The organism is Streptomyces sp. NPDC046215, from assembly GCF_040646215.1.
Lineage (GTDB): Bacteria > Actinomycetota > Actinomycetes > Streptomycetales > Streptomycetaceae > Streptomyces > Streptomyces stramineus.
Window position 1 is genome coordinate 42,494 of record NZ_JBEYZW010000040.1, and the last position, 24,540, is coordinate 67,033.

The following is a 24,540-nucleotide window of genomic DNA, read 5'->3' on the forward strand; positions in this document are numbered from 1 at the left end:
TGCCGCTGTATCTAATGAACCGCACCCCGGGGTGGGAGACCCCCGTACCCCGGCCGAAAAGAGGCCCGCCCTGTGACCGAGCGGCGGCCGGAGCGATTCAGGAGCGCGGCAGCAAATGGCCGAAGTACACGGGGAAGGACCCCGTAAACGACAGTCCCAGGGCCCCTTCGCCTCCGCTTGCCGCGCCTTCCGGCGGGATATGACGGGCATGGCCGCCCTCGCCGTCGTCCTCCTGTGCGCCCTCCTCGCCCTCACCGCACCCCTGCTCGCCGCGCTCTACGGCAAGAACCCCACCGACCACTACGGGCAGCAGACCCCCGGCCTCCTCAGCCCCGAGGGCCTGCCCGTTCTCCCCAACGGCGGCATCTCGGCCGACCACTGGTTCGGCATCGAACCCGGCCTCGGCCGCGATGTGTTCACCCAGCTCCTCTACGGCATGCGCACCTCGCTGCTCGTCGCCTTCGCCTCCGTCGCCGTGATCGCCGTCGTCGGCGTCGCCCTCGGTCTCACCGTCGGCTACCTCGGCGGCCTCGCCGACCGGGCCTTCACGTTCGTATGCAATGCGCTGCTCGCTTTCCCGACACTCCTGCTGCTCCTCGCGCTCAGCCCCGTCATCCGAAGCCGCTTCGTCGACCCCGGCGAGAACGAGCCCGCCTGGATGCAGTTCGCCTCGCTCATCGCGGTGTTCGCGGCCTTCGGCTGGGTGCCGCTCGCCATGGTGCTGCGCACCACCGTGCGCTCCCTGCGCGAGCGGGAGTTCATCGAGGCGGCCCGGGCCGTCGGGGCGAGCCGCCGCCACATCGTCCTGCGGGAGCTGCTGCCCAACGTCTGGGCCCCGGTGCTCGTCCACATCACCCTCGCCGTGCCCGGCGTCGTCACCGCCGAGGCCGCGCTGTCCTTCCTCGGCGTCGGCATCAACGAGCCCGTCCCCGACTGGGGCCGCATGATCTCCCGCGGCTCCGAGGTCTTCTACGACGACCCGACCTACCTGGTCTTCCCCGGCGTGGCGCTCCTCGTCTTCGTCCTCGCCTTCAACCTGCTCGGCGATGCCGTGCGGGACGCGCTCGATCCCCGCACCGCGCGCTGAACACACCCCCTTACGGGGCGTCCCGTCCCTCTTTCCCCTTCTCGACCCGGAGTTCACCATGGCCCGAATCAGCCCGCGCACCGCAGCCGTCCCGGCGCTCGCCACTGCCGTCGCCCTGCTGGTGTGCTCCTGCTCGGCCGGCGCCGGCGCGGACGCGGGGGAGAAGCAGGGCGGGACGGCCGCGGCCCGGAGCGGGCAGCGGCTGACCGCGACCCTCGGCACCGCCGACGACAGCCGGGGCCCCGCCCCCGCCGTCCCGGGCGCGCGGCGCGGCGGCACCGTCAAGGTCGCCAACCTCAAGGACTACAGCCACCTCGACCCGCAGAAGATCTACGCCGGCGAGGGCTACAGCACCTCGCTGCTGTGGGGCCGCCAGCTCACCCAGTACCAGGTCGTGGACGGCAAGCCCAAGCTCGTCGGCGACCTCGCCACCGACACCGGCACCCCCTCCGACGGCGGCCGCACCTGGACCTACCGGCTCAAGGACGGCGTCGCCTGGGAGGACGGGCAGCCGATCACCTCCGAGCACGTCAAGTACGGCATCGAGCGCACCTTCGCCCCCGGCTTCGAACTCGGCCCCACCTACTGGCCCGAGTGGCTCACCGGCTCCGAGGACCGCACCGCCGCCGTCAAGAAGTACGGCGGCCCCGGGGACGGCGACCTGGACGCCATCGAGACCCCGGACGCGCAGACCCTCGTCTTCCGCTTCCCCCGGCCGCAGTCCGACGTCCCCTACATGGCCGCCCAGTCCTCTTCCTCACCCGTCCGCAAGGACAAGGACACCGGCACCGGCTACGACGTGAAGCCGTTCGCCACCGGCCCGTACAAGATCGTTGAGCATCGGCAGAACCAGAGCCTGACCCTGGAGCGCAACCCGCACTGGAAGCCGGAGACCGACCCGATCCGCCACCAGTACGCCGACCGCTTCGAGTTCACCTTCGGCAAGAAGATCCTCAACACCGCGCAGGAAGTCCTGAGCGGCCGTGGAGACGGCGCCGGCACCGTCACCACCAAGAGCGAGCTCCCGCCCGAGATCTACGCGGAGGCCCGGCGCGACCCCGGGAAGCGGGAACTCCTCGTCGCCGGCAGCCAGGGCGCCTACACCAACGACCTCTACATCAAGAACAGCCGGGTCACCGACCCCGAGGTCCGCAAGGCCATCCACTACCTCTTCCCCCGTGAACAGGCCCGCCAGGTCCTCGGCGGCCCCCGCGTCGGAGACTTCGCCACCACCCTCTCCTCGCCCGCCGTCGTGGGCTGGAAGAAGTACGACCTCTACCCCGTCCGGCCCGCCGGCGACATCGAGAAGGCCAAGGAACACCTGGCCCGGGCCAAGGACAGGCCCCGGTCGCTGACCTACGCCTACGAGACGGAGAGCCCGCAGGACGACCGCCTCGCCCAGGTCCTCGTCGACGCCTTCGCCAAGGCCGGCATCCAGCTCGTCACCAAGCCGCTGGAGCCCGCCGCGTTCACCAGCGAGGTCTTCCGCGGCGACGCCCCCTACGACCTGTGGATCTCCACCAACTCCGTGGACTGGCCCACCCCCTCCACCCTGCTGCCCGACAGCTACCACAGCAAGCTCGACGCCCTCGCCAACGGCATCCGCTACGCCAACCCCGCCGTCGACAAGGAGCTGGAGCGCATCGCCGGCATCGGCGACGCCCGGCAGAAGGCCGACGCCCTCATCGACCTGGAGCGGACCGTCATGAAGGACGTCCCGGTCGTGCCCTTCCTCTACACCAGCGTCACCCAGTTCCGCGGGAAGAACATCGGCGGCGCCGCCATCCACCCGATCTACGGCTCCATCGCGGCGGCCGACCTGTACGTGAAGAAGCCCTGACCTGACATGACCGGATACGTCCTGCGGCGCGCCCTCCAGGCCGCGGCGGTGCTCCTCGCGATCACCGCCGCCGCCTTCGGGCTCTTCTACGCCGCCCCCGCCGACCCGGCGCTCATCGCCTGCGGCCCCAAGTGCGACACCGGCCAGGTCGAAGCCGTCCGCCACAGCATGGGCCTCGACCAGCCGCTCGCCGAGCAGTACGCCGACTACCTGCGCGGACTCCTCACCGGCCGCACCATCGACGACGTCGACGGCACCCCCATCGACTGCGCCGCGCCCTGCCTCGGCTACTCCTACACCCTCCACCAGCCCGTCCTCGACGCCATCGGCGACCGCTTCCCCGTCACCCTGTCCCTCGCGGGCGGCGCCCTCGCCGTGATCGTCGTCCTCGGCGCCGGCACGGGCTTCGCCGCCGCGCTCCGCCGGGGCACGGCCGCCGACCGGCTGCTGTCCGGCTTCACGCTGGTCGGCGCGAGCGTGCAGATCTATTTCCTCGGCTACGCCCTGCAGTACCTGCTGGTCTACTCCACCGGCCTGTTCCCGGTGCCCGGGTACGCGCCGTTCGCCGACGGACCCGGCGCGTGGGCCGCGGGGCTGCTGCTGCCCTGGCTGGTCCTCGGCTTCGTCAACGCCGCCGTCTTCGCCCGGCTCTCCCGCTCCCAGCTGCTGGAGACGATGCACGAGGGGTACGTGCGCACCGCGCGCGGCAAGGGGCTCGGCGCCACCCGGGCCCACCTGAAGTACACCGCGCGCGGCGCGGCCGCCCCCCTGGTGCAACTGCTCGGGCTGGAGGCCGGGGCGCTGTTCGGCGGGGCGTTCATCACCGAGACCGTCTTCGGCCTCGGAGGCGTCGGCAAGCTCGCCGTCGACGCCGTCGTACAGAACGACCTGCCGACGGTGGTGGGCACGGTGCTGCTCGCCGCGTTCTTCGTCGTGGTGTTCGTGGCCCTCGCCGACCTGGTGGTGGCCTGGCTCGACCCGAGGGTGAGGCTCGCGTGACTGAGGTGTTCGGACCGGGTGCTGTGTCGGGCGGCCCTCCGTCGGATCCGGTGCTCCGGGTGCGTGACCTGGCCGTCTCCTTCACCGGCCGGGGCCGGACGGTGACCGCCGTCCACGGCCTCTCCTTCGACCTCGCCCGCGGCGAAGTCCTCGGCCTGGTAGGGGAGTCCGGCTCCGGCAAATCGACCGTCGGGCTCGCCGCGATGGGGCTGCACGACGCCGCCCGGACCCGGGTGAGCGGCAGTATCTCGGTCGGCGGCACGGAGATCGTCGGCGCACCCGACTCCGCCGTGCGCGCCCTGCGGGGCGCCCGGATCGCGATGGTGTTCCAGGACGCGCTGGCCGCGCTCTCGCCGTTCCACCCGGTGGGCGCGCAGATCGCCGAGGCGTACCGGATCCACTCGGGCGCGGGGCGGGCGGCGGGCCGGGCCCGGGCGGCGGAGATGCTGGACCGGGTGGGCATCCCGGCGACCCGCGCCCGCGACTACCCGCACCAGTTCTCGGGCGGCATGCGGCAGCGGGTGATGATCGCCATGGCGCTGGTCAACGCCCCGGACGTCCTCATCGCCGACGAGCCGACCACGGCGCTCGACGCGCGGGTGCAGCGCCAGGTGCTGTCCCTCCTGGCGGAGCTGCGGGAGGAGAGCGGCACGGCGGTGCTGCTGATCACCCACGACGTGGGCGTCGTCGCCGGAACGTGCGACCGGATGCTGGTGATGCGGAACGGCCACCTGGTGGAATCGGGCCCGGCCGACACGCTGCTGACGAACGCGCAACACCCGTACACACGCGCCTTGATCGACGCGGCACCGACGCTGGAGACGGTGCCGGGGGTGCGGTTGCCGGTGGCTTTCGCGGCGGGTCCCGATGACGGGCCGGCTGCCGGTGGTGGGGTGGGTTGCGGTGCTGGTTCCCTTGTTTCCGCCGCGACGGCGGGTCGTCCCGCGGCGGATGCCGGCGGTGCCGGGCCGGCTGCCGCCGGTGGGGTGGGTTGCGATGCCGGTTCCCTTCTTTCCGCCGCGACGGCGGGTCGTCCCACGGCGGATGCCGGCGGTGCCGGGCCGGCCTTGGCCGGTGGGGCCGTCCCGGTGGCGGTGTCAGTGGATACCGGGCTGCCACCGGCCGGGCACCGGGCGCTCCCCGTCGCAGCGGGCAAGGGTGCGGGGCCGAGCCCCGCCGGTGCCGGGCCGGCCTTGGCCGGTGGGGCCGTCCCGGTGGCGGTGTCAGTGGATACCGGGCCGCCATCGGCCGGGCACCGGGTGCTTCCCGTTGCGGCGGCCAAGGGTGCGGGGCCGAGCCCCGCCGGTCTCGCCGAAGTCATCGACCTCCACGTCGAATTCGGCGGACGCCGCACCCTCTGGGGGCGCCGGTCCCGCCCCGTGCGGGCGGTCCGCGGGGTGAGTCTTCGGGTCGGGGCCGGTGAGACCCTCGGTCTCGTCGGGGAGTCCGGGTCGGGGAAGTCCACCACCGCCCGTGTGCTCGCCGGGCTGCAGCGGCCCACCGCCGGGAGCGTCCGGTTCGACGGGCGGGACATCGGCCGGGCCGCCGTCGACACCCGGCTCCGCCGGGAGCTGAGCAGGGAGGTGCAGCTGGTGTTCCAGGACCCGTACGCCTCGCTCAATCCGCGCCGCACGGTCGAGGAGATCGTCACCACGCCCCTGCGGGTGCACACCGGCATGGGTGCGGCGGCCCGCCGTGACCGGGCGGCCGAGCTCCTGGGGCAGGTGGGGCTGGATCCGGCGCACCTCTCGCGCTACCCGCACGAGTTCTCCGGCGGCCAGCGCCAGCGCATCGGCATCGCACGGGCCCTCGCCCCGCGCCCCCGGCTGATCGTCGCGGACGAGCCGGTGTCCGCGCTGGACGTGTCCGTACAGGCCCAGGTGCTCAACCTCCTCATGGACCTCCGCGACGAACTGGGCCTCTCCCTGCTCTTCGTCTCCCACGACCTCGCCGTCGTACGGCACTTCTGCGACCGGGTGGCCGTCATGCGGGCCGGGACGGTGGTGGAGAGCGGCCCCCGGGACGAGGTCTTCGGTGATCCGAAGGCGGACTACACGCGCGAGCTACTCGCGGCCGCCCTCTGAGACCCCCGCCGGAGCCCCCGTGCCGTCGCCCGTGGAGGGGGCGGGCGGCGGCACGGGCCGCCGGGGCCGCAGCAGGTCCACCGGCACCCCGGTGACGTCCTCGGTGAAGCTCAGCCGCCGGTGCCGCGAGGGGAGCTCCCCGTCACCGGGCAGCCCGCCCAGCCAGCGGGCGAGCGCTCCGGCGTAGGCCGCGGCGGGGGCCGTCACCTCGGGCGGCAGCCCCCGGCGGGCCATGTCCCGCGCGAGGCGGGAGCGCGCCCGGCGGACCGCCGCGGCACGGGCGGCGAGGAGCTCAGGGGGGAACCCCCGCTCCCGGGGGTGGGGGAGGACGGCCGCACCGGTCAGCGCCCCGAAGGCCGGCAGCTCGCGGACGGGGGGCGGCACTTCGTACCCGCAGGTGTACTCGATCAGGTCGTGCAGCGGCCGGCTCACCCCCGCCGCCCGGCACTCGCGGCCCGCCGTCTCCATGAGCCGGGCGCCGAGGAACGCGTGGAAGCGGCCGAGGAAGCGCAGGCGCCACGCCGGTGACATCGCGGGGGCCACCATCCGCCAGGCGTCGGCCAGCCCCCGCTGCGCGGCGGTACGCGGCGGCGGCGTCCGGCGGAGGTCCGGCGGCAGGAAGTCGAGGAGGGCGTCGGCGAAGGGCGGGGACTGGCCGGTCAGCCCGCCCGGCCCGTGCTCCGCCACCTGGTCGTCGAGGATGAAGAGCCACACCAGCCAGGCCGCGCCGCGCTTTAATCGCTCGCGGTCGGCGTCGGGCATGACGCGCGCGGCGTAGTCGGCGCAGCCGGCCTTGCGGAAGCGCTGCTGGGCGGAGAAGGACTGAATGAGCCCCGTCCGGCGCACCCAGCGGTCGATGAACACGGCGGCCTCGGGGGCGTGCGGGTTGGCCCGGGGCGCGATGATCGGCGGCCGGTCGCTGGGCATGGGTTCCTCACCGGGTAGCGCTCGTGAAGTCCTCAGGGTCCCCCCGGCGCCGTGCCGTAGCCACGGCTCATCAGTGCACCGGGCGGCGCACGCGGGTGCGCACGCGCCGGGGTGCGCCGTCAGGCCGGGCCGTGGTTCCTGCGCCGGACCGCGGCGCACACCATCGTGACCACCGTGCCGGCCACCGCCCAGGCGGAGAGCACCAGCAGCGGGCAGGTCAGCGCGCTGCCCCGGAAGTAGGCGATGGAGCGGGCGGCGAAGGTGCCGGCGCCCGGCGGCAGGGCGGGGCCGATCGCGCGCCAGAAGGGCGGCAGCAGCGGGTAGGGGTAGGCGCCGCCCGCGCTCGGATTGCCCAGCACCACGACGATCGCGATGGCGAGGCCGATGCCGATGATCCCGGCCAGCCCCTGGAGGGCCAGCGTCGTGGCCCCGACCGCGAAGACCACCAGCGCGCCCAGCCCCCACAGCCCCAGGACGCTGCCGGGCAGCGCGTCAAGGACCGGCCCGGTGATGACGGCGCCGAGCAGGCCCGCGGCGAGGGCGTAGAGCGCGAGCGCGGCGAGCCGGAAGCTCGCCCGCCGGGGGTTGGCGGGGCGGGCCCCGGCGCTGATCGCGAGGATCGCGGCGCACAGATAACCGCCCACGCACCAGCCCACCACCAGGTAGAACGAGCTCAGCCCGCGCGCGTCGCCCGCGGCGGCGGGGGCGATGTCGGTGACCTTCAGGGAGCGCTTCTCGGCCGCCTCGGCACGGGTGACGACGGCCTCGGCGGCCTGCGCGAGCGAGGCGCCCGAGCCGCCGGCGACGAGCAGGGTGTCGGTGGTGCCGCGCGGGTCGACGATCAGCGCGGCCTCCAGGTCGCGGTCGCGGATCTGCCGGACGGCCGTGGCCTCGTCGGCCACGGTGCGGGGGTCCAGGGGGCTGCCCGGCAGGGCGCCGAGCCGGTCGGTGAGCTGGTCGCCGACCTGCCGGGGGGCGACGACACCGAGGGGGATGTCCTGCGGCTTCGGGGCGTGGAAGGCCCCGACGTAGGAGGTGATGAACGCGAGCTGGAGCACCAGCGCGCCGAGCACCAGCAGGGCGGCGCGGCCCGTCACCGCCTCCCGCACCTCCTGGAGGAAGGGGATGTGAGTGCTGTCACCGGAGGTCCCCGGGGTGCCGGGCGTCTGGGCGGCCATGGTCCCGAGCCTGCGGGGTGCGGGGGCCCGCCGCAGGCGGTGCGGTCCGTTCGGGCGACCCGTTCATGTTCGTACGAATGTTCGAGTGTTGGTTTATGGTGGATACGGGAGGGCGGAAATCAGCCAGGGGGTGACGCGAGCGGCAGGAGGTGCGATGGCAGGGTTCACGCACCTGCACACCGCGTCGGGGTTCTCGATGCGGTACGGGGCCACGCACCCGGAACGGCTCGCGGAGCGGGCCGCCGAGCGCGGCATGGACGCGGTCGCCCTCACCGATCGCGACAGCCTCGCCGGGGCCGTCCGCTTCGCCAAGGCGAGCGCCAAGGCCGGGGTCCGGCCGCTGTTCGGCGTGGACCTGGCCGTACGCGAACGGGCCCAGCGGCCCGGTGCCACGGCCCGCCGCCGCACCCCCGTGCGCGGCGGCGCCTTCGTCGACGAGTCCGCGCCCCGGGTGACCTTCCTCGCCCGGGACGGCGCCGCCGGCTGGGCCGCGCTGTGCGGACTGGTCTCCGCCGCCCACGCCGAACCGGCCGCCGCCACCGCGCCCACCGCCCGTCCCGAGCTGGCCTGGGAGGAACTCGCGGCCGCCGCCACCGGGATCCGCGCCCCGCTGACCGTCCTCCTCGGCCCCGGCTCCGAGCCCGGCCGCGCCCTCGCCGCCGGCCGCCCCGACCGGGCCGCCCGGCTCCTCGCGCCATGGCGGGAAATGTTCGGTGACGCCCTGCGGCTGGAAGTGGTCTGCCACGGCCGCACCGGCACCGGCCCCGGCTCGCTGCGGCTCGCCGCCCGCACCCTCGGCCTCGCCGCCGACCAGGGCGTACCGGCCGTCCTGACCAACGCCGTGCGCTACGCCGACCCCGGCCAGGGGCCCGTCGCCGACGTCCTCGACGCCGCCCGCCGGCTGGTGCCGGTCGACCGCCGCAGGCCCGAGGCCCTCGACAGCGGCGAACGCTGGCTCAAGGGCCCCGGCGACATGGCCGCCCTCGCCGGCCGGATCGCGGAAGCCGCCGGATTCCGGCGCGGGACCGCCCACCGGCTGCTCGCCATGACCGAGGAGACCGCCGCCGCCTGCCTCGTCGACCCCGAGGACCACCTGGGCCTGGGGACCGTCCACTTCCCCGAGCCGCACCTGGTCGGGGCCGGGCGCCGCACCGCCGCCCGGGTGCTGCGCTCCCGCTGCGCCGCGGGCCTGGTGCTGCGCGGCCGCGGCCACGACCGCCGCTACTGGGACCGGCTGGACGCGGAGCTGGACGTCATCGGCGGGCGCGGCTTCGCCTCGTACTTCCTCACCGTCGCCCAGGTCGTCGACGACACCCGCGCCCTCGGCATCCGCGTCTCCGCCCGCGGCTCCGGGGCCGGCTCGCTCGTCAACCACCTGCTCGGCATCGCCCACGCCGACCCCGTCGAACACGGCCTGCTGATGGAGCGCTTCCTCTCCGCGCGCCGCGCCGCGCTGCCCGACATCGACATCGACGTGGAGTCCGCGCGCCGCCTGGACGTCTACCGCGCGATCTTCGACCGCTTCGGCGCGGACCGGGTCGCGACCGTCGCCATGCCCGAGACCTACCGGGTGCGGCACGCGATCCGCGACGTGGGCGCGGCCCTGGGCATGGACCCCGCCGACGTGGACCGGCTCGCGAAGGCGTTCCCGCACATCCGGGCGCGCGACGCCCGCTCCGCCCTGGCCGAACTGCCCGAGCTGCGCGGCGTCGACGCCTCGCGGTACGGGCGCTCCGACACCCGGCTGTGGGACCTGGTCGAGGCGCTGGACGCCCTGCCCCGCGGCATCGCCATGCACCCGTGCGGGGTGCTGCTCTCGGACGCCACGCTGCGGGCCCGCACCCCCGTCGTGCCCACCAGCGGCGAGGGGTTCGCGATGGCCCAGTTCGACAAGGACGACGTGGAGGACCTCGGACTGCTCAAGCTCGACGTGCTGGGCGTGCGGATGCAGTCCGCGATGGCGTACGCGGTGCGGGAGGTCGAACGGACCACCGGACGGCGGCTCGACCTGGACGACCCCGCCCAGGTGGCGCCGGGCGACCGGGCGACGTACGAGCTGATCCGGTCCACCGAGACGCTCGGCTGCTTCCAGATCGAGTCCCCCGGCCAGCGCGACCTGATCGGCCGGCTCCAGCCCTCGACCTTCCACGACCTGGTGGTCGACATCTCCCTCTTCCGGCCCGGCCCCGTCTCGGCCGACATGGTGCGGCCCTTCATCGAGGCCCGGCACGGCCGGGCCCCCGCCCGCTACCCGCACCCCGACCTGGAAGGGCCGCTGCGCGAGACCTGCGGCGTGGTCGTCTTCCACGAGCAGATCATCGAGATCCTGCACATCATGACCGGCTGCGACCGGCACTTCGCCGACGAGACGCGCCGCGCGCTGTCCGACCCGGAACTGCTGGGCCGGGTGCGCACCTGGTTCGGGGACCGGGCGACGGAGCGCGGCTACGCGCCCGAGGTCGTCCGCCGCACCTGGGAGATCGTCGAGGCGTTCGGCAGCTACGGCTTCTGCAAGGCGCACGCCGTCGCGTTCGCCGTGCCGACCTACCAGTCGGCCTGGCTCAAGGCCCACCACCCGGCGGCCTTCTACGCCGGGCTGCTCACGCACGACCCGGGGATGTACCCCAAGCGGCTGCTGCTGGCGGACGCCCGGCGGCGCGGGGTGCCGATCCTGCCGCTGGACGTGAACCGGTCGGCAGCCGCCTATCAAATCGAACTGGTGTCTGAGATGGAGGGTTTCGGCGTCCGCCTCGCGCTCTCCGAGGTCCAGGGCATCACCGAGGCCGAGACGGAGCGCATCACGGCCGGCCGCCCGTACACCTCGCTGCAGGACCTGTGGCGGCGCGCCCGCCCCAGCCGGCCCGTCGCCGAAGGGCTCGCCCGCGTCGGGGCGCTGGACGCCTTCGGCGCCAACCGCCGCGACCTGCTCCTGCACATCGCCGAACTCCACCGGCAGCACCGCGCCGCCCCGGCCCAGCTGCCGCTGACCGACGGCGCACGGCCCGAGCCGGCCGGCCTCCCCGACCTCGACGACGCCGAACGCCTCGGCGCCGAGCTGACCGTGCTCGGCATGGACACCTCCCGCCACCTGATGTCCGACCACCGGGCGTTCCTGGCGGAACTGGGCGCGCTGTCCGCCAAGCGGCTGCGCGACGCGCGGCACGGCGAGACCGTCCTGGTCGCGGGAGCCAAGGCCGCCACCCAGACCCCGCCGGTCCGCTCCGGCAGGCGCGTCATCTTCACCACCCTGGACGACGGCACGGGCCTGGTCGACTGCGCCTTCTTCGACGACAGCCACGCCGCGTGCGCGCACACCGTCTTCCACTCCTGGCTGCTGCTCGTCCGCGGCGTCGTCCAGCGCCGGGGGCCGCGCAGCCTGAGCGTGGTGGGAGCGGCGGCGTGGGACCTCGCGGAGCTCACCGCCCTGCGCGCGGAAGGCGGCCTCTCGGCGGTGGCCGAGCTCCTGGCCGGACCCTCCGGCGCGGACGGCGCCCCTGCGGCGGACGGCGCGTCTCCGGCGGGCGGCGCGCCCGCGGCGAACGGCCGCCGCATCCACCTGCCCACCGGCTACGCCATGCACCCCTGGGCCGACCTCCGGCCCGCGGGCGAAGGCGCCCCCACGGGCCGCAAGCTGTGGCACGCGAGCCAGGGGAGCGCGGGATGAACGTCCGAGCGCTGCCCCTCGCCCCGGGCGCCGGCCGCCCGGTCCGTCCGGCGTCCGGCGAGCGCGGCCCGGAGCGGGCCGGGGAGACGACCGTCCTGTACGTCCACTTCCACCCCGCCGCGCGGGGCGCCCTCGACGAGGGGACCTACGACGGCCTGCTCGCCCTGCTCACCGAGGTGACGCCCGTCGTCGAGGCGCTGCCCCCCGACGCGGCGCTCATGGACGTCCGGGGCGCGCTGCGGTACTTCGGGCACGACCCCGCCGAACTCGCCGCACTCCTGCGCGTCCGGGCGCTCGCCCACTACGGGGCCGACTGCACGATCGGCATCGCGGGCAACCCGATGCTCGCGCGGATGGCCGCGCAGGACGGGCCGCCCGGGGAGATCCGCACGCTCCCCGGCAGCCCCGGCGCCGTGACCGCGTTCCTCGCCCGCAAGCCGGCCGCCGCCCTCCTCGGCGTCGGCCCCGCCACCGCCCGCACCCTGTGTTCCTACGGCCTCGACAGCATCGGCCGGATCGCCGCCGCGCCGCTGCCCGCGCTCCAGCGGATCCTCGGGGCGGCCGCCGGGCGCCGGATCCACGAGCGGGCCCGGGGCATCGACCCGACGCCCGTCACCCCCGGCGCGCGGGCCCGCTCGATGGGCGCCGAACACCGCTTCCCCGGCGACGAACTGGACGGGGACCACCGGCGCCGCGCACTGCTCACGCTCGCCGACGAACTGGGCGCCCGGCTGCGGGAGAGCGACCAGGTGGCCCGCGGTCTGACCCTCACCGTCCGGTACGCGGACGGCTCGTCGACCACCCGCACCAGGGCCCTCGCCGAACCGACCGCGCACACCCCCGCGCTGACCGCCACCGCGTACGCGCTGCACGGCGCGCTCGCCCTGCAACGGGCCCGGGTGCGGGCCGTGGCGCTGCGCGCGGAGGGTCTCGGCGACGCCGCCCTCGCCGCGCACCAGCTGACGTTCGACCCCGCCGACGACAAGGCGCGCCGCGCCGAGGCCGCCGTCGACCGGGCACGGGCGCGGTTCGGCCCCGCGGCGGCGGGGCCCGCGGCCGCCCTGCGGGTGGCGTAAACACGCCGGGCCGAACTTCCCGGACATCTCCCGTTTTGCTTGACGCAAGCAAGAAATCTGCGCACTCTACTGGCGGGTAAGTTGACGATCTTTTAGCGCAGGGGCCCGTTGGCCCCCGGCGCTCCGTCGGCGTACCCACCCCCCACCTGCGAGGAGTTGACATGAAACTGCGCCGGAGATCCCTCCGCAACCTGCTGCCCGCCCTGGCGCTGACCGTGGCGGCTGCCGTGGCCCCGACGGTCGCGACCGCCACCCCGGCCCACGCCGCGACGGCCACCGGGTCGGTCACCAGTGGCTTGAACGATTACTCCTGCAAGCCGACGGCGGCCCACCCGCGCCCCGTCGTCCTCGTCCACGGCACGATGGAGAACGCCGGGAACAACTGGGTCTTCCTCGCCCCCTACCTGGTCGCCCGCGGCTACTGCGTCTTCTCCTTCGACTACGGCCAGCTGCCCGGCGTCCCCGTCTTCCACGGCCTCGGCCCGGTCGCGAAGTCGGCCGAACAGCTCTCCGCGCAGGTCGACAAGGTGCTGCGCGAGACCGGAGCGGCCAAGGTCGACCTGGTCGGCCACTCCCAGGGCGGCATGATGCCCCGCTACTACCTGAAGTTCCTGGGCGGCGCCCCCAAGGTCAACACCCTGGTGGGCATAGCCCCCAACAACCACGGCACCACCATGTCGGGCCTGACCAAGCTCCTGGACGTGGTCCCCGGCGCCCGCGACGCCATCCAGGGCATGGCCCCCGCCCTGACCGACCAGGTCGTCGGCTCGGACTTCATGAAGCGCCTCAACGAGGGCGGCGACACCGTCCCCGGCGTCAACTACACGGTGATCGCGACCAGGTACGACGAGGTCGTCACGCCCTACCGGACCCAGTTCCTGGAGGGCCCGAACGTCAACAACATCCTGATCCAGGACCGCTGCGCGGTCGACATCTCCATGCACCTCACCCTCGGCACGATCGACCGCGTCGCCTTCCACGAGACGGCCAACGCGCTGGACCCGGCCAACGCCACGCCGTCGAGCTGCGCGTCGATGGTCAGCTGAGCCCCACGGCACCGACGCGGGGCCGGCGGGAAAACCGCTGGCCCCGTCGCCCGCGCCCGGGAGAAGCTGCGTCCGACCGGCCGGCAAGTGACAGACGGGGAAGACGTGAGCACGATGCTGACAGTGGGCGCCGAGGTGGCCGTCAGACTGGTGAAGGCGGGCCGCACCAAGGTGCGTTACCCCGCGGTGGTCGTCCGCGACGACGGCACCCGTGCCGTGGTGCGGGCACCGTGGGCGGGGGAGGGCACCCGCGACTTCGGCTTCGTCCGCTTCGAGGCCGGCGACGTCTTCACCGAGCACTACTGGCGCGACCGCTGGTACGCGGTCAAGGAGGTGCGGGCCGCCGACGGGGTACTGAAGGGCTGGTACTGCGACATCACCCGCCCCGCCGAGACCGGCCCGGACGGCCTGGCGATCGAGGACCTGGACCTCGACCTGTGGGTCTCGGCGGACGGCGCGACAATCCTGCGCCTGGACGAGGACGAATTCGAGGAGAGCGGTTTGCGCGACCGCGACCCGGCGGCGGCGAAGGCCGCGTGCGCGGCCCTGGACGAACTGGAGTCGCTGGCGCGGGCGGGGGGCTTGGCGGGGGTGCTGGGCTGAGCGCGGGGACCTCGGAGAATGCCTGAGGCGGCGCCCTTTCTCGGGGGCGCCGCCTCAAGCGTTTCACTTTTGGTCGGGCTCCGGCGTTGAGATCAGCCTACTAGGAGGCTCTCTTCAAAGGGAATGCCTCTGCGGAGTCCTCGGAGATCGGGATGTAGAGACCTTCTCGGGCGCCCTTACCCTTGATCCGTAGCCGCACCCATTTTTTGGAGCCAAACACCTCACCGAGAGTGAGGTCGATCTGCTGATCGCCTAGTTTGGGTTTCTTCTGTAGCTCCCAAGTTCCCTTGCCCGTGAACCATTTAACGGGCTTTTTGCTCTCAACTGAGAAAGCGGTCGGGAGTTCCACGGCAACGACGGAGCCGTCCTCGCCAAGGGTCACCTTTGCCCCCTGCCTGCCGGACCAGGAGCCGGCGAAGTCACTCGGCTGCGCCGAGCCGTCCTCGGCCGGAGCTGAGAAGGAGCAGGCTCCAGTGCCCATGGCCACTATGAGCCCGAGTATCGATAGCGGGATGGCAAGCTTCCTCATGAGACGTCCATCATCTCGATCCAGGCCGCCTCTTGCCTCTTTGTCCTGAAGGGGCCGTCGGCCCAATTTGCGAACGCGTCAAGCGGTTTGCCGAAGTATTTCTCCATCTTGTCCCGAACTTTCGGATAGTGCGTCAAGGAGGTGATATCGGTTTCATTCCTGACGGTAATTTTCACCTCAGCTTTCCCGGTTTTGGAGTCTCGCGAGAGGACCTGGAATTCGTAGTCGTACGAGCCGACAAAGACTGAGGTCTGTGTGCCGTACCGTTTGCCGGTCACCATATTCTGAGCACGGCCAAAAAGTCCGAGCGTCCCTACGTCCAGGGCGTCGGTGACAAAGCGGAGTTTGCCTTCCTGCCCCATTACGTTGTAGCCGCCCTTGGCTTCTTCGCCGCCGTTGATTCCCTTGGCGATCTTGTCGCGAATTACATCCCGCACCTTGTCCATCGAGTGATCCCCGCGGAGTTGCTTGGTGAACCGGTCCTCGGCGCCATAATGGTTCGTCCTCTTACCGGTTCCGGTGATCCACTCCATCCCGAGAATCCATGCGTCCGGCTCCCCGGTGGACGCGACCGACAACCGCAGGTTCTCAAGCTGCCACCGCTCGAAGTTCGTGAGGATACTCTCGGACTGACGGGCTATCTCCGACTGCGCACGGCGCATCGCCTCGGCCTCGGCCACCTTGATCTCGTGGGCCCTGATGGCACCCTGATGGGCGGCCTCGGCGGCTGCGGCGTCCTTGCCGGCGGCCTCGGCCGAGGCACGGGCCGCACCCGCGGAAGCGTAGGCCGCCTGTGCTGAGCTGCTCGCCTGTTCGGCGGAGACCATGGCCCGTGTCGCGGAGTACTCGGCCTTGGCGGCGTCGTCCTCCGCTGATGTCGCCGCGGCATCGGCCGTCCGCGCGGACTTCGCTGCCTCCGCTGCCGACGTCTCGGCCTGCTTCGCGTAACCGTCGGCCTGGGTAGCGAACTTCTTCGCCACGCCGGCTGCCTTCAGGGCCTCATCGGCGTAGCGCTGGGCCTGGTCAGCGGCATTGTTGGCCTTGACCGCGACGATGGCTGCCTCGGCTGCGTTCTTCTGCGCGGTGGCCGCGGTTCCGGCGGCCTCGGCGATGAGCTGCTGCACGAAGGCGACGTGGGTAGCGGTGAGGTGGTCCCTCCGGGCAGCCGAGTATTGCCCGACCGTGACGAAATCGTGGAGCTCCTCGTCAGTCCCCTGCAGGACGATCTTGGCCATGGCCTGCGTCTCGGGACCACCGCTGCCCATCAGCTGAGTGGCGCGGATGCGGTCATCGGTCACCTGCGCGGCGTACTGACCTTCGCGGAGGAAGTCGACGAGCTTGCCTACGGAGCCGTCTCTCAACGCTGCCTGAGCCGCACTCTTGACCTCAGTGCCACCGCTGCCCATGATCTGGGTGACACGCACCCGGAAGTCGGTCAGTGCCGCGTCGTACCCACCGGTGCGCAGGAACTCACTGATCGTCTTCGCGTCCCCCTTGAGCGCCTCGGCGGCGGCCTTCCGAAGGCTTTCGTACTCGCTGTCGACCGCGATGACCTGAACCTTCGCGCGTTCGTCCTGCGTCGCAGCCTGCTGCCAACCAGTGCGCAGGTACACCCGGACGGCTTCGTCGGAGCCTGCGAGCGCGGTCTTGGCTGCTGCCTGGCTCCAGGGGCCGCGGGTCTTCATCGCCAGGACGGCGACCTTGCGGCCCTTCGCTGCCACGTCCTTGAGGTCCGTGCCCGGCTTGGCGGCTTCGGCGGCCAGGCGCGCGGCCTCCTCATCCAGTTCCTTGGTGGCCTTCTCGGCTCGATCCGCGGCTTCCTTGCCCAGAGCCTGGGCGCTCTTTTCCGCCCTGGCCTGCTCGATACCGGCCGCGGTCCTGGCCTTGAGACCCTCGGCCTCGATCTTCGTGGCCACGTCGTGGACCTTCTTGGCCGTTTCGACCGCGTCGGTCGCCTTGTCGGCGGCGTCCTTCGCCGCCTTCGCGTGGTTCGTGGACTCCTTCGCGGCCGTGGCCGCCTCGCCCGCGTGCTTCGCGGCCTCCCTTGCGGCGGTCGCCGCCTTCCTGGCGTGGTCGGCAGCGCTGTTGGCAGCCGCGCGTGCCTCTCCCGCGGCGCTCGCGGCCGCGTAGGCGAGGTCCCGAGCCGCGATGGCGGCCCGGCGAGACTCACGGGCCTGGCTGCGTGCCGTCGCCGCCCAGCTCTTGGCCCGGGAGGCTTCGGCGCTCGCCCCGCCCGCGTAACCGCTGGCCTCGTCGGCGGCGTCCGCCGCAGCGTCGGCGTTGTAGCTGGCACCGGCGGCGGCTTCGGCTGCCGCACCGGCTTCCTTCGCGGCGATCTCCACCTGCTTGGCGGCCTCCCCGGACGTCTGCGCCGCGTTCGCGGCGGCGTCGGCGTCCTCGGCGGCCTGTCGCGCGGCCGCAGCCATGCCGGCGTTCGTCGCCGCGCCGGCGGCCGCGTCGCGAGCCCGCGAGGCGGCGGCCGCAGCGGCCGAAGCGGCGGCGGCGGCGTTCGCGGCGGCGGTTGCGGCCATCCGCGCAGCGTAGTTGGCGGCCTGCGCCGCTTCGATCGCTTCCTGCGCGGCGCTGGCGGCGCCTTGTGCCGCATCCGCCGCACGCCCGGCAGCGCCGGCGGCCCGGCCGGCGTCCTTGCCCGCCGCCTGAGTCTCCTCGGCGGCCTTCTTCGCCTGAGCCTTTGCCAACTCGGCAGCCTTCACGGCGCGCTTCGAGGCGTCCTTGGCCGCGTCGGTCTGCTGCTTGGCGACGTCACCGGCCGCCTTGGCCCGCTGTGCCAACTGGGAGACTGTGGCCCGTTCCTGATCCCGGGAAAGGGCCACGTTCTGGCCCACTGCCAAGAACTCGCGGATGTCGTCCATCGAGCCCCGCAGAGCCACCTGCGCGGCTTCCTTCGTCGCCGGGCCGCCCGCGCTCATGATCTGGGTGACCTTGAGCCGGTCGTCGTTGTCCCGGGTCGAGTACTGGCCCGAGTCGAGAAACTTCCGGACGTCATCGATCGAGCCACGCAGCGCGGACTGGGCGGCCTCCTTGGTCGCGGGACCACCCGCTTCCATGATCTGCGTGGTGCGGATCCGCATGTCCGTCTCGAACGGGGCCCGCCAGCCGTCCTTGAGGAAGCTGCGCAGTTCGTCCCGCGAACCGTTCAGTGCCTTGAAGGCCACCTCACGGACGGTCACTCCACCCGCGGTGAAGATCCGTGTCCCGTTGATTCGCTCGTCGCTGAGTTCGGCGAAGTCCTTCTCGCTGCCGAGGAACTTGCGCACGTCCTCGTCGGTGCCCATCAGCGCGGCCTCGGCCGCGGCCTTGACCGAAGGACCGCCTGTCGTCCACAGCTCCACGACACGGCCCCGGTCCAAGGCGGACGCATCCTGCGCTGCGGCAGCGGGGGTCGTTCCGAGCAGGCCCACGAGGAGGGACGAGGGCAGCAGGGTCAGGCACAGGAGACGTGTGCCAAACCCTTGTTTTCTCTCGGGTCCCGCCAAGGAGAGTTTATATCTCACATCAGTTCTCTATCGCTAGTTGCATGACGCCGGTATTTGGCGCCGTGAGCATAGCTCCCTTGATCAACCCGGATGGTGTGACGGTGGCTGGAATTTCCTTGAACTGCGAACTGGGTTGCTTGAAGTAGAGGATCGATGTCATGTCTATGTCATGTAGTTACCGGCGGTATCCAATGCTGAGTAAGCAGATTGAGGTCACGTGATTGGTCAAGGGGAAGTAAAAGCAAACGGCATGGTAGGTTTCCTGCCGTTGGCTTTATCTTGCCCATACGTGGCACTATTTCCTTTGCGTATTCCCTGGAAGGATTCTCTGGTGATATCTCGCGCGCGCAGAAGTCTGCTCGTCGGCGTTATCGGGGTCGTCTCCGTAATTGCCTGCGGTTCACCCTCTGTGGCTGCGGTCTCGACGGGGCCGGACGAGACCCCTCTGCCTTCCGCTGTGGAGACCTTCGAGTACCCGAACGCGGCGAAGATCCTCAAGGAGCAGGGCATCGCGCTCCGCAAGGGCGACGGGCACATCCTGCTGGCCGACTGCAAGGTCTCCCGGGACATCCAGGTGATGACCTCGGTGATCCACCCGGGCCAGACCGAGCCCGGCCTCTACTGCTTCAAGGTCACCGGCACCGGAAAGGCCGGCTACCTCACGCTGGAAATCCCCAAGGTCTACAACATCATGACCGGTGATGTCGCGGTTCGAGCCAGCCTCACCGCCGAGGGGCAGACCCAGACCGTCACTGTGCCCAAGAACGACGCCAAGGGTGTCGGAACGGGCGGCACCCCGCCGACCGCGCCCACGGTCCTGGTCGAGCTCCGTGTGACCGGCTGATCGAGAGATCCTTCCGGGCCGCACTTCGACCACTCAGAACCAGACAGGAAAAGCACATGTTCGCCAGACGTCCACGCGCAGCCATGGCCGCTGGGCTCCTCGCCTCCACCGCCGTAGCCGGCCTGCTGACGGCCACTTCCGCCGACGCCGTCGTGGGCACGGCGGCCAAGGACGGCACCTACGCCTTCACTGCCAAGCTCGACATCGGGGCAGGGCAGCGCAGTTGTTCGGCCGCGCTGGTCGAGCAGCAGTGGCTGATCACTGCCGCCAGCTGCTTCGCCGACAATCCGGCCCAGGGGTTCAAGGTTGCCGCGGGTACGCCCAAGCTGAAGACGACGGCCACCATCGGGCGCACCGACCTCACCCGTGAGGCCGGAAGCGTCGTCAACGTCGTCGAGCTTGTGCCGCGCGAGGACCGTGACCTGGTGATGGCCAGGCTGGAGACGCCGGTCTCAGGCGTCACGCCCACCGGTATCGGCTTCAATGCCGTGCTGCCGGGCGAGGACCTGTGGGCCTCCGGTTACGGGCGCACCAAGGACGAGTGGGTGCCCGACCGTCTGCACTACGCGAAGTTCACCGTCGGGTCGGTCAAGGGCACCTCCCTCGGTCTCTCCGGCAAGGCCGACGACGCGGTGCTGTGCCAGGGTGACACCGGAGGCCCCGCCTTCCGGGACATCGGCGGCCGCTACGAACTGGTCGGCATCCACAGTGCCTCGGGCCAGGCCGGATGCTTCGGCAGCGACGAGACCGAGACCCGCAAGGGCGCCACCGGCACCCGTGTCGACGACATCGCCGGCTGGGTCCAGACCGTCTCTTCCCGGAACCTCCTGTCCCGGGCGGACTGGAAGAACGCCGCGCACATGGCCTCCGGCTACTTCACCGGTAGTGCGGTCGGCGTCAAGCGCCGCATGGACCTGTTCGTGGTCTGGAAGGACGGCTCGGCCAGCATCTACCAGGGTGCGGACCACAACGATCCCAAGTACCCCTACTCCGCGGAGTACAAGGTCGCCCCCAAGGGCAGCTACTGGAAGGACGCCCAGGCGGTCACCGGCGGCAGCTTCACCGGCAGCGGTTCGGACGGCATCACCGTGCGCTGGGCCAGCGGCAAGCTCTCGACGTACACCCACGTCGACCAGTACGGCTTCCACGACGAGAAGGTCCTCGCCTTCAGTGACACCTGGAAGCGTGCCCGCCTCATCACGGCCGGCCGCTTCACCGCCAACCCGCTGCGCGACGATCTTCTCGTGCTGTGGAACGACGGCTCGACGTCCATGTACTCCGACACCGACACCAACAAGGTCGGCAAGGAATCCCAGCTCACCAAGGCCGACCCGGCCTGGACCGAGGCCGCCCAGATCAGCGCCGGTGAATTCACCGGCAAGCCGACTGCCGACCTGGTCATCCGCTGGAACGACGGCAACACCAGTCTCTTCCCGGGCGTCGACACCGCCGGGTATCACGACCGCATCCGGATCCGGCCCAACCAGTCCGCCTGGAAGAACGCCCAGATCCTGACGACCGGCTCCTTCACCGCCGCCGCCAACCGCCCCAACGACATTCTTGTCCGCTGGAGCAACGGCAACGTCAGCTACTACCCCGGCGTGGACGCGGACGGCACGCACGGCGAGGTGCAGCTCGTCGGCTGATCTCGACCTTCGGCCGCTCGGCCCGTGACCCCGCAGTATCTGCTGGGGTCACGGGCCGGCGTGTGGGCGAGACGGTGTGAGGTGTGTGCTCCGGAGTCCCGTTTCCGGATTCGGCAGCCATGCAGCCCTCAAGGGTCAAGGTGGGGCAAAAGATGCGACCGCAACCCTTCCTTACCCTTGGTAAGAGGTGTTGATCTACCGGTGAAGCCTTCTATACTCCGGCAAGTGCCCACTAAGCACCTTTGATGATGGATTTCGCCCAACCTTCCTCATCGCGCGACAGTGGCGTAATGGCCCACCGAATCCGGCGACGCCTGCTTCATCACAGCCCTGAGTGCTCTCTGACCGCGAGCGCACCCCGCAGCGCCGGCCGGCGTCGGCTCTTGTGTCTCGGGCAAGGCTGTGGCGCGACGGGCGGCGCGGGGTTCGCCCCCTCCTCCTGGAATGACCGCTTTGAGCCTGATATCCCCCGTCGCCCCGCGGCTGTCCGGTGAACCGTCCACCCCGCGGGTGCGCCTGGACTCGCTCACGGGACTGCGCTGGTACGCCGCGCTGCTCGTGTTCTGCTACCACTTCTTCTACGAGGAGCGCGGCTCCGGCACCTCCGGGCACCTGGGGAAGCTGCGGCAGGTCTTCTACGACGGGCCCTCGGCGGTCTCGTTCTTCTTCATCCTCTCCGGGTTCGTCCTCGCCTGGTCGGCGCGGCCCCACGACACCGTGACCGGGTTCTGGCGGCGGCGCTTCGCCCGGATCTACCCCAGTCACCTGGCGACCTTCGTCCTCGCCGTGGTCACGATGGTCTGGATGGGCAAGGCCCTCGACCTCAAGATCGCGCTGGGGAACCTGAGCCTGCTCCAGTCGTGGGTCCCGAACCGGACCGACTGGTGGTTCGGCTACAACGGTGTGTCCTGGTCGCTGAGCTGCGAGGCGCTGTTCTACCTCTCGTTCCCGTTCCTGATCCGCCTCATCAGGCGCCTGCCGGCCCGGGGGCTGTGGGCCACGGTGATCGTGGGCAACCTGTGCGTCGCCCTGCTCCCGCTGTACACGGCGCCCATCGGCCACGCGACCGGGTGGGACGCGAAGTACGTGCTCTACATCCTGCCGCCGGTGCGACTGATCGAGTTCGTCATCGGCATCGCCCTCGCGCTGCTCGTGAAAAGCGGCGCCTGGCGGGGACCGGGGCTGATCGCCAGCCTTTCCCTGTCCCTCTTCGTCGTTTTCGGGCCCGTGCACGTCATGCCCTACAACTTCCACTGGGCCGCCGACTCCGTCATCCCGTACACCCTCACCATCGCGGCGGCCGCCTGCGCCGATGTGAAGGGAGAGCCCTCTCCCTTCCGGAACCGGTACGTGGTGTACCTCGGTGAGATCTCCTTCGCCTTCTACCTCGTGCACGAGATCGTCATCTTCAGCACCAACCACTTCTTCACCTCCCACCACTACGTGCTCCCCGTGACGCTGCACGCGGGCCTGGTGCTGTCGATTTCCGTCTTCGCCGCGGTACTCCTGCACGAATGGGTCGAGAAACCCGGCGTCAAGCTGCTCACCCGCAGCCGCACCCGGCGGAAGCCCGCCCCGGAGGCCGTCTGACCTCCCGTGCCGCCCCGCCGGGCGGCGCACGTCAGGGCCGGTGAGGTCTCGAAACCCCGCCCCCGCCCGTGGCAGGGTGAGGGCATGACTGCGAACCGTCCCCGTGCGTCCGCGCTCGACCTCATCGCGACCGTCGTCGACCCCGGCAGCTGGCGGTCCTGGGACCAGCCCGTGGGGCCCGTGGACGCGATCACCGAGGATCCCGGCTACCGCGCCGACCTCCTCGCCGCCCGGGAGCGCACAGGGCTGGACGAGTCCGTCGTCACCGGCGAAGGGCGGATCGACGGGCGGCGGGTGGCGCTGGTCGCGTGCGAGTTCCGCTTCCTCGCCGGGTCGATCGGCGTGGACGCCGGGGAGCGGCTCGTGCGCGCCGTGGAGCGGGCCACCGCCGAGCGGCTGCCCCTGCTCGCGGCGCCCGCCTCCGGCGGTACGCGGATGCAGGAGGGGACGGTCGCTTTCCTCCAGATGGTCAAGGTCACCGCCGCGATCACCGACCACAAGGCCGCCGGGCTGCCCTACCTCGTCTATCTGCGCCACCCCACCACGGGCGGCGTCCTCGCCTCCTGGGGCTCCCTCGGGCACCTCACCGCCGCCGAACCCGGCGCCCTCATCGGCTTCCTCGGGCCGCGCGTCCACGAGGCCCTCTACGGCGAGGAGTTCCCGCCGGGCGTCCAGGTCGCGGAGAACCTGCTGGCCCACGGCCTGGTGGACGCGGTGCTGCCCGCCGACAGGCTGCCCGCGATCGCCGCCCGGGCGCTGGCCGTGCTGTGCGCCGAGGGCGGGGGAGCGGTGCCCCGCGACGCGCTGCCCGCCCCCGCCGGGCCGCGTGACGTCCCCACTGCCGAATCGATTCAGCAGTCCCGGCGCCCGGACCGGCCCGGCGTGCGCGAGCTGCTCGCGGCCGCCGCCACCGACGTGACGCCGCTCAGCGGCACCGGCGCGGGGGAGCGCGACCCCGGGCTGCTGCTCGCCCTGGCGCGCGTCGGCGGTTCGCCGTGCGTCGTGCTCGGGCACGACCGCGGCAGCCGCGCCGCGCCCGCCTCGGGGGTACCGGCCGAGGGGCAGGCGCTCGGGCCCGCCGGGCTGCGCGCGGCCCGGCGCGGCATGCGGATCGCCGCCGAGCTCGACCTGCCGCTGCTCACCGTCGTGGACACGGCAGGGGCCGCCCTCTCGCGCGACGCCGAGGAGGGCGGGCTGGCGGGCGAGATCGCCCGCTGCCTCGCGGACCTGGTGACCCTCTCGGCGCCGACGCTGTGCCTGCTGCTGGGCCAGGGGGCGGGCGGCGCCGCGCTCGCCCTGCTCCCCGCGGACCGCGTGGTGGCCGCCCGGCACGCCTGGCTGTCGCCGCTGCCGCCGGAGGGCGCTTCGGCGATCTTGTACCGCACGACGGACCGGGCGTACGAGGTGGCCGGCCGGCAGGGTGTCCGGTCCGCCGACCTGCTGGCCAACGGCATCGTGGATCTCCTCGTGGAAGAGGACGAGGAGGAGGGCAACGGTGACTTCCTGCCGCGCCTCGGCGCCCTCCTCGGCTCCGAACTCGCCGCCCTCGCCGCCTGTGAGCAGGGTGAACGCCTCGCCGAACGTCGCGCACGCTATCGACGCATCGGGCTGGCGCGGTGATTTTCCGCCACGGGGAACAGGGCATTGCGGTCATACACCCGTAAGGAATTGACAAGGTTAGGCTTACCTAACTTAGTGTCTTCTTCGTGACCGAGACTGCGAGCGAGACCGGCCCCGGAACCCCCGGCTCCGCCCGGGGGGCCGTGCCTGCGCCCCGCGGGGCGCGCGAGGGTGTGCGCCCGCCGCGCCACGCCGCCGCGTCCGTCCACCGGGCGGCGCCCGGCGCCGCGCGGGGTTCCCGTTCGTGCCGCCCCGCCGTGGCCCGGCGCGCGCCGGGCCACGGCGGGGAGGTCCCCGGCGGGCCGGGGCG

General features: G+C 72.2%; 17 protein-coding genes and 1 pseudogene. 13 read left to right on the forward strand and 5 right to left on the reverse strand.

Features of this window, described 5'->3' with window-relative positions; translation table 11 throughout:
• Positions 1 to 115: 115 nt before the first annotated feature.
• The 4 genes from ABZ951_RS18985 to ABZ951_RS19000 are packed head-to-tail and all read left to right on the forward strand — an operon-like array spanning position 116 to position 6,010.
• On the forward strand, positions 116 to 1,087 hold the full coding sequence (locus ABZ951_RS18985) for an ABC transporter permease (protein ID WP_344092823.1): 972 nt from the start codon (positions 116 to 118) through the stop codon (positions 1,085 to 1,087).
• Positions 1,088 to 1,145: 58 nt separating this feature from the next.
• A complete protein-coding gene (locus ABZ951_RS18990) occupies positions 1,146 to 2,927 on the forward strand; it encodes an ABC transporter substrate-binding protein (RefSeq protein WP_344092821.1) in 1,782 nt (593 codons plus the stop codon).
• A gap of 6 nt (positions 2,928 to 2,933) precedes the next feature.
• Positions 2,934 to 3,926, forward strand: a complete 993-nt coding sequence (locus tag ABZ951_RS18995) for an ABC transporter permease (protein WP_344092819.1) — start codon at positions 2,934 to 2,936, stop codon at positions 3,924 to 3,926.
• Entirely contained in the window at positions 3,923 to 6,010 is a 2,088-nt protein-coding gene (locus tag ABZ951_RS19000; RefSeq protein ID WP_361280291.1) for an ABC transporter ATP-binding protein, read from the forward strand. Before ABZ951_RS18995 ends, ABZ951_RS19000 begins: the two co-directional genes overlap by 4 nt.
• Here the strand turns inward: ABZ951_RS19000 and ABZ951_RS19005 are convergent.
• Both ABZ951_RS19005 and ABZ951_RS19010 read right to left on the reverse strand, forming a co-directional pair.
• A complete protein-coding gene (locus tag ABZ951_RS19005) occupies positions 5,990 to 6,937 on the reverse strand; it encodes a hypothetical protein (protein ID WP_344092814.1) in 948 nt (315 codons plus the stop codon). The genes ABZ951_RS19000 and ABZ951_RS19005 overlap by 21 nt on opposite strands.
• Positions 6,938 to 7,056: 119 nt before the next feature.
• On the reverse strand, positions 7,057 to 8,115 hold the full coding sequence (locus ABZ951_RS19010) for a DUF3533 domain-containing protein (RefSeq protein WP_344092813.1): 1,059 nt from the start codon (positions 8,113 to 8,115) through the stop codon (positions 7,057 to 7,059).
• Positions 8,116 to 8,269: 154 nt separating this feature from the next.
• Between ABZ951_RS19010 and dnaE the strand changes: the two genes are divergently transcribed.
• The 4 genes from dnaE to ABZ951_RS19030 all read left to right on the forward strand — a co-directional run bounded on the left by dnaE (position 8,270) and on the right by ABZ951_RS19030 (position 14,504).
• Positions 8,270 to 11,779, forward strand: a complete 3,510-nt coding sequence (gene dnaE / locus ABZ951_RS19015; protein ID WP_344092811.1) for a DNA polymerase III subunit alpha — start codon at positions 8,270 to 8,272, stop codon at positions 11,777 to 11,779.
• Positions 11,776 to 12,855, forward strand: a complete 1,080-nt coding sequence (locus ABZ951_RS19020; protein ID WP_344092808.1) for a hypothetical protein — start codon at positions 11,776 to 11,778, stop codon at positions 12,853 to 12,855. Before dnaE ends, ABZ951_RS19020 begins: the two co-directional genes overlap by 4 nt.
• 161 nt (positions 12,856 to 13,016) lie before the next feature.
• Complete coding sequence (locus ABZ951_RS19025) at positions 13,017 to 13,901, forward strand: triacylglycerol lipase (protein WP_344092806.1); 885 nt, start codon at positions 13,017 to 13,019, stop codon at positions 13,899 to 13,901.
• A 114-nt stretch (positions 13,902 to 14,015) separates the two neighbouring features.
• Positions 14,016 to 14,504, forward strand: coding sequence for a DUF402 domain-containing protein (locus ABZ951_RS19030; RefSeq protein ID WP_344092894.1), 489 nt, complete (start codon positions 14,016 to 14,018; stop codon positions 14,502 to 14,504).
• 100 nt (positions 14,505 to 14,604) lie between these two features.
• On the opposite strand, the gene ABZ951_RS19035 is transcribed toward ABZ951_RS19030, so the two are convergent.
• The 3 genes from ABZ951_RS19035 to ABZ951_RS19045 all read right to left on the reverse strand — a co-directional run bounded on the left by ABZ951_RS19035 (position 14,605) and on the right by ABZ951_RS19045 (position 18,690).
• Positions 14,605 to 15,033, reverse strand: a complete 429-nt coding sequence (locus ABZ951_RS19035; RefSeq protein WP_344092803.1) for a hypothetical protein — start codon at positions 15,031 to 15,033, stop codon at positions 14,605 to 14,607.
• Complete coding sequence (locus tag ABZ951_RS19040) at positions 15,030 to 18,386, reverse strand: ALF repeat-containing protein (RefSeq protein WP_361280294.1); 3,357 nt, start codon at positions 18,384 to 18,386, stop codon at positions 15,030 to 15,032. The genes ABZ951_RS19035 and ABZ951_RS19040 overlap by 4 nt, the downstream gene beginning before the upstream one ends.
• Before the next feature lie 163 nt (positions 18,387 to 18,549).
• A complete protein-coding gene (locus ABZ951_RS19045) occupies positions 18,550 to 18,690 on the reverse strand; it encodes a hypothetical protein (RefSeq protein WP_344098043.1) in 141 nt (46 codons plus the stop codon).
• A gap of 297 nt (positions 18,691 to 18,987) precedes the next feature.
• Between ABZ951_RS19045 and ABZ951_RS19050 the strand changes: the two genes are divergently transcribed.
• The 5 genes and pseudogenes from ABZ951_RS19050 to ABZ951_RS19070 all read left to right on the forward strand — a co-directional run.
• Positions 18,988 to 19,374 carry a hypothetical protein gene (locus ABZ951_RS19050; RefSeq protein WP_344098044.1) on the forward strand — a complete coding sequence of 129 codons (387 nt, stop codon included), beginning with the start codon at positions 18,988 to 18,990 and terminating at the stop codon, positions 19,372 to 19,374.
• Between the two features lie 56 nt (positions 19,375 to 19,430).
• Positions 19,431 to 21,020, forward strand: coding sequence for a S1 family peptidase (locus tag ABZ951_RS19055; protein ID WP_344098046.1), 1,590 nt, complete (start codon positions 19,431 to 19,433; stop codon positions 21,018 to 21,020).
• A gap of 453 nt (positions 21,021 to 21,473) precedes the next feature.
• Positions 21,474 to 22,610 (forward strand): acyltransferase, encoded by a 1,137-nt coding sequence (locus ABZ951_RS19060; protein ID WP_361280297.1) that lies wholly within the window; start codon positions 21,474 to 21,476, stop codon positions 22,608 to 22,610.
• An 84-nt stretch (positions 22,611 to 22,694) separates the two neighbouring features.
• A complete protein-coding gene (locus ABZ951_RS19065; protein ID WP_344098049.1) occupies positions 22,695 to 24,230 on the forward strand; it encodes a carboxyl transferase domain-containing protein in 1,536 nt (511 codons plus the stop codon).
• An 86-nt stretch (positions 24,231 to 24,316) separates the two neighbouring features.
• A pseudogene (locus tag ABZ951_RS19070) lies at positions 24,317 to 24,540 on the forward strand (hypothetical protein); the annotation flags it as partial.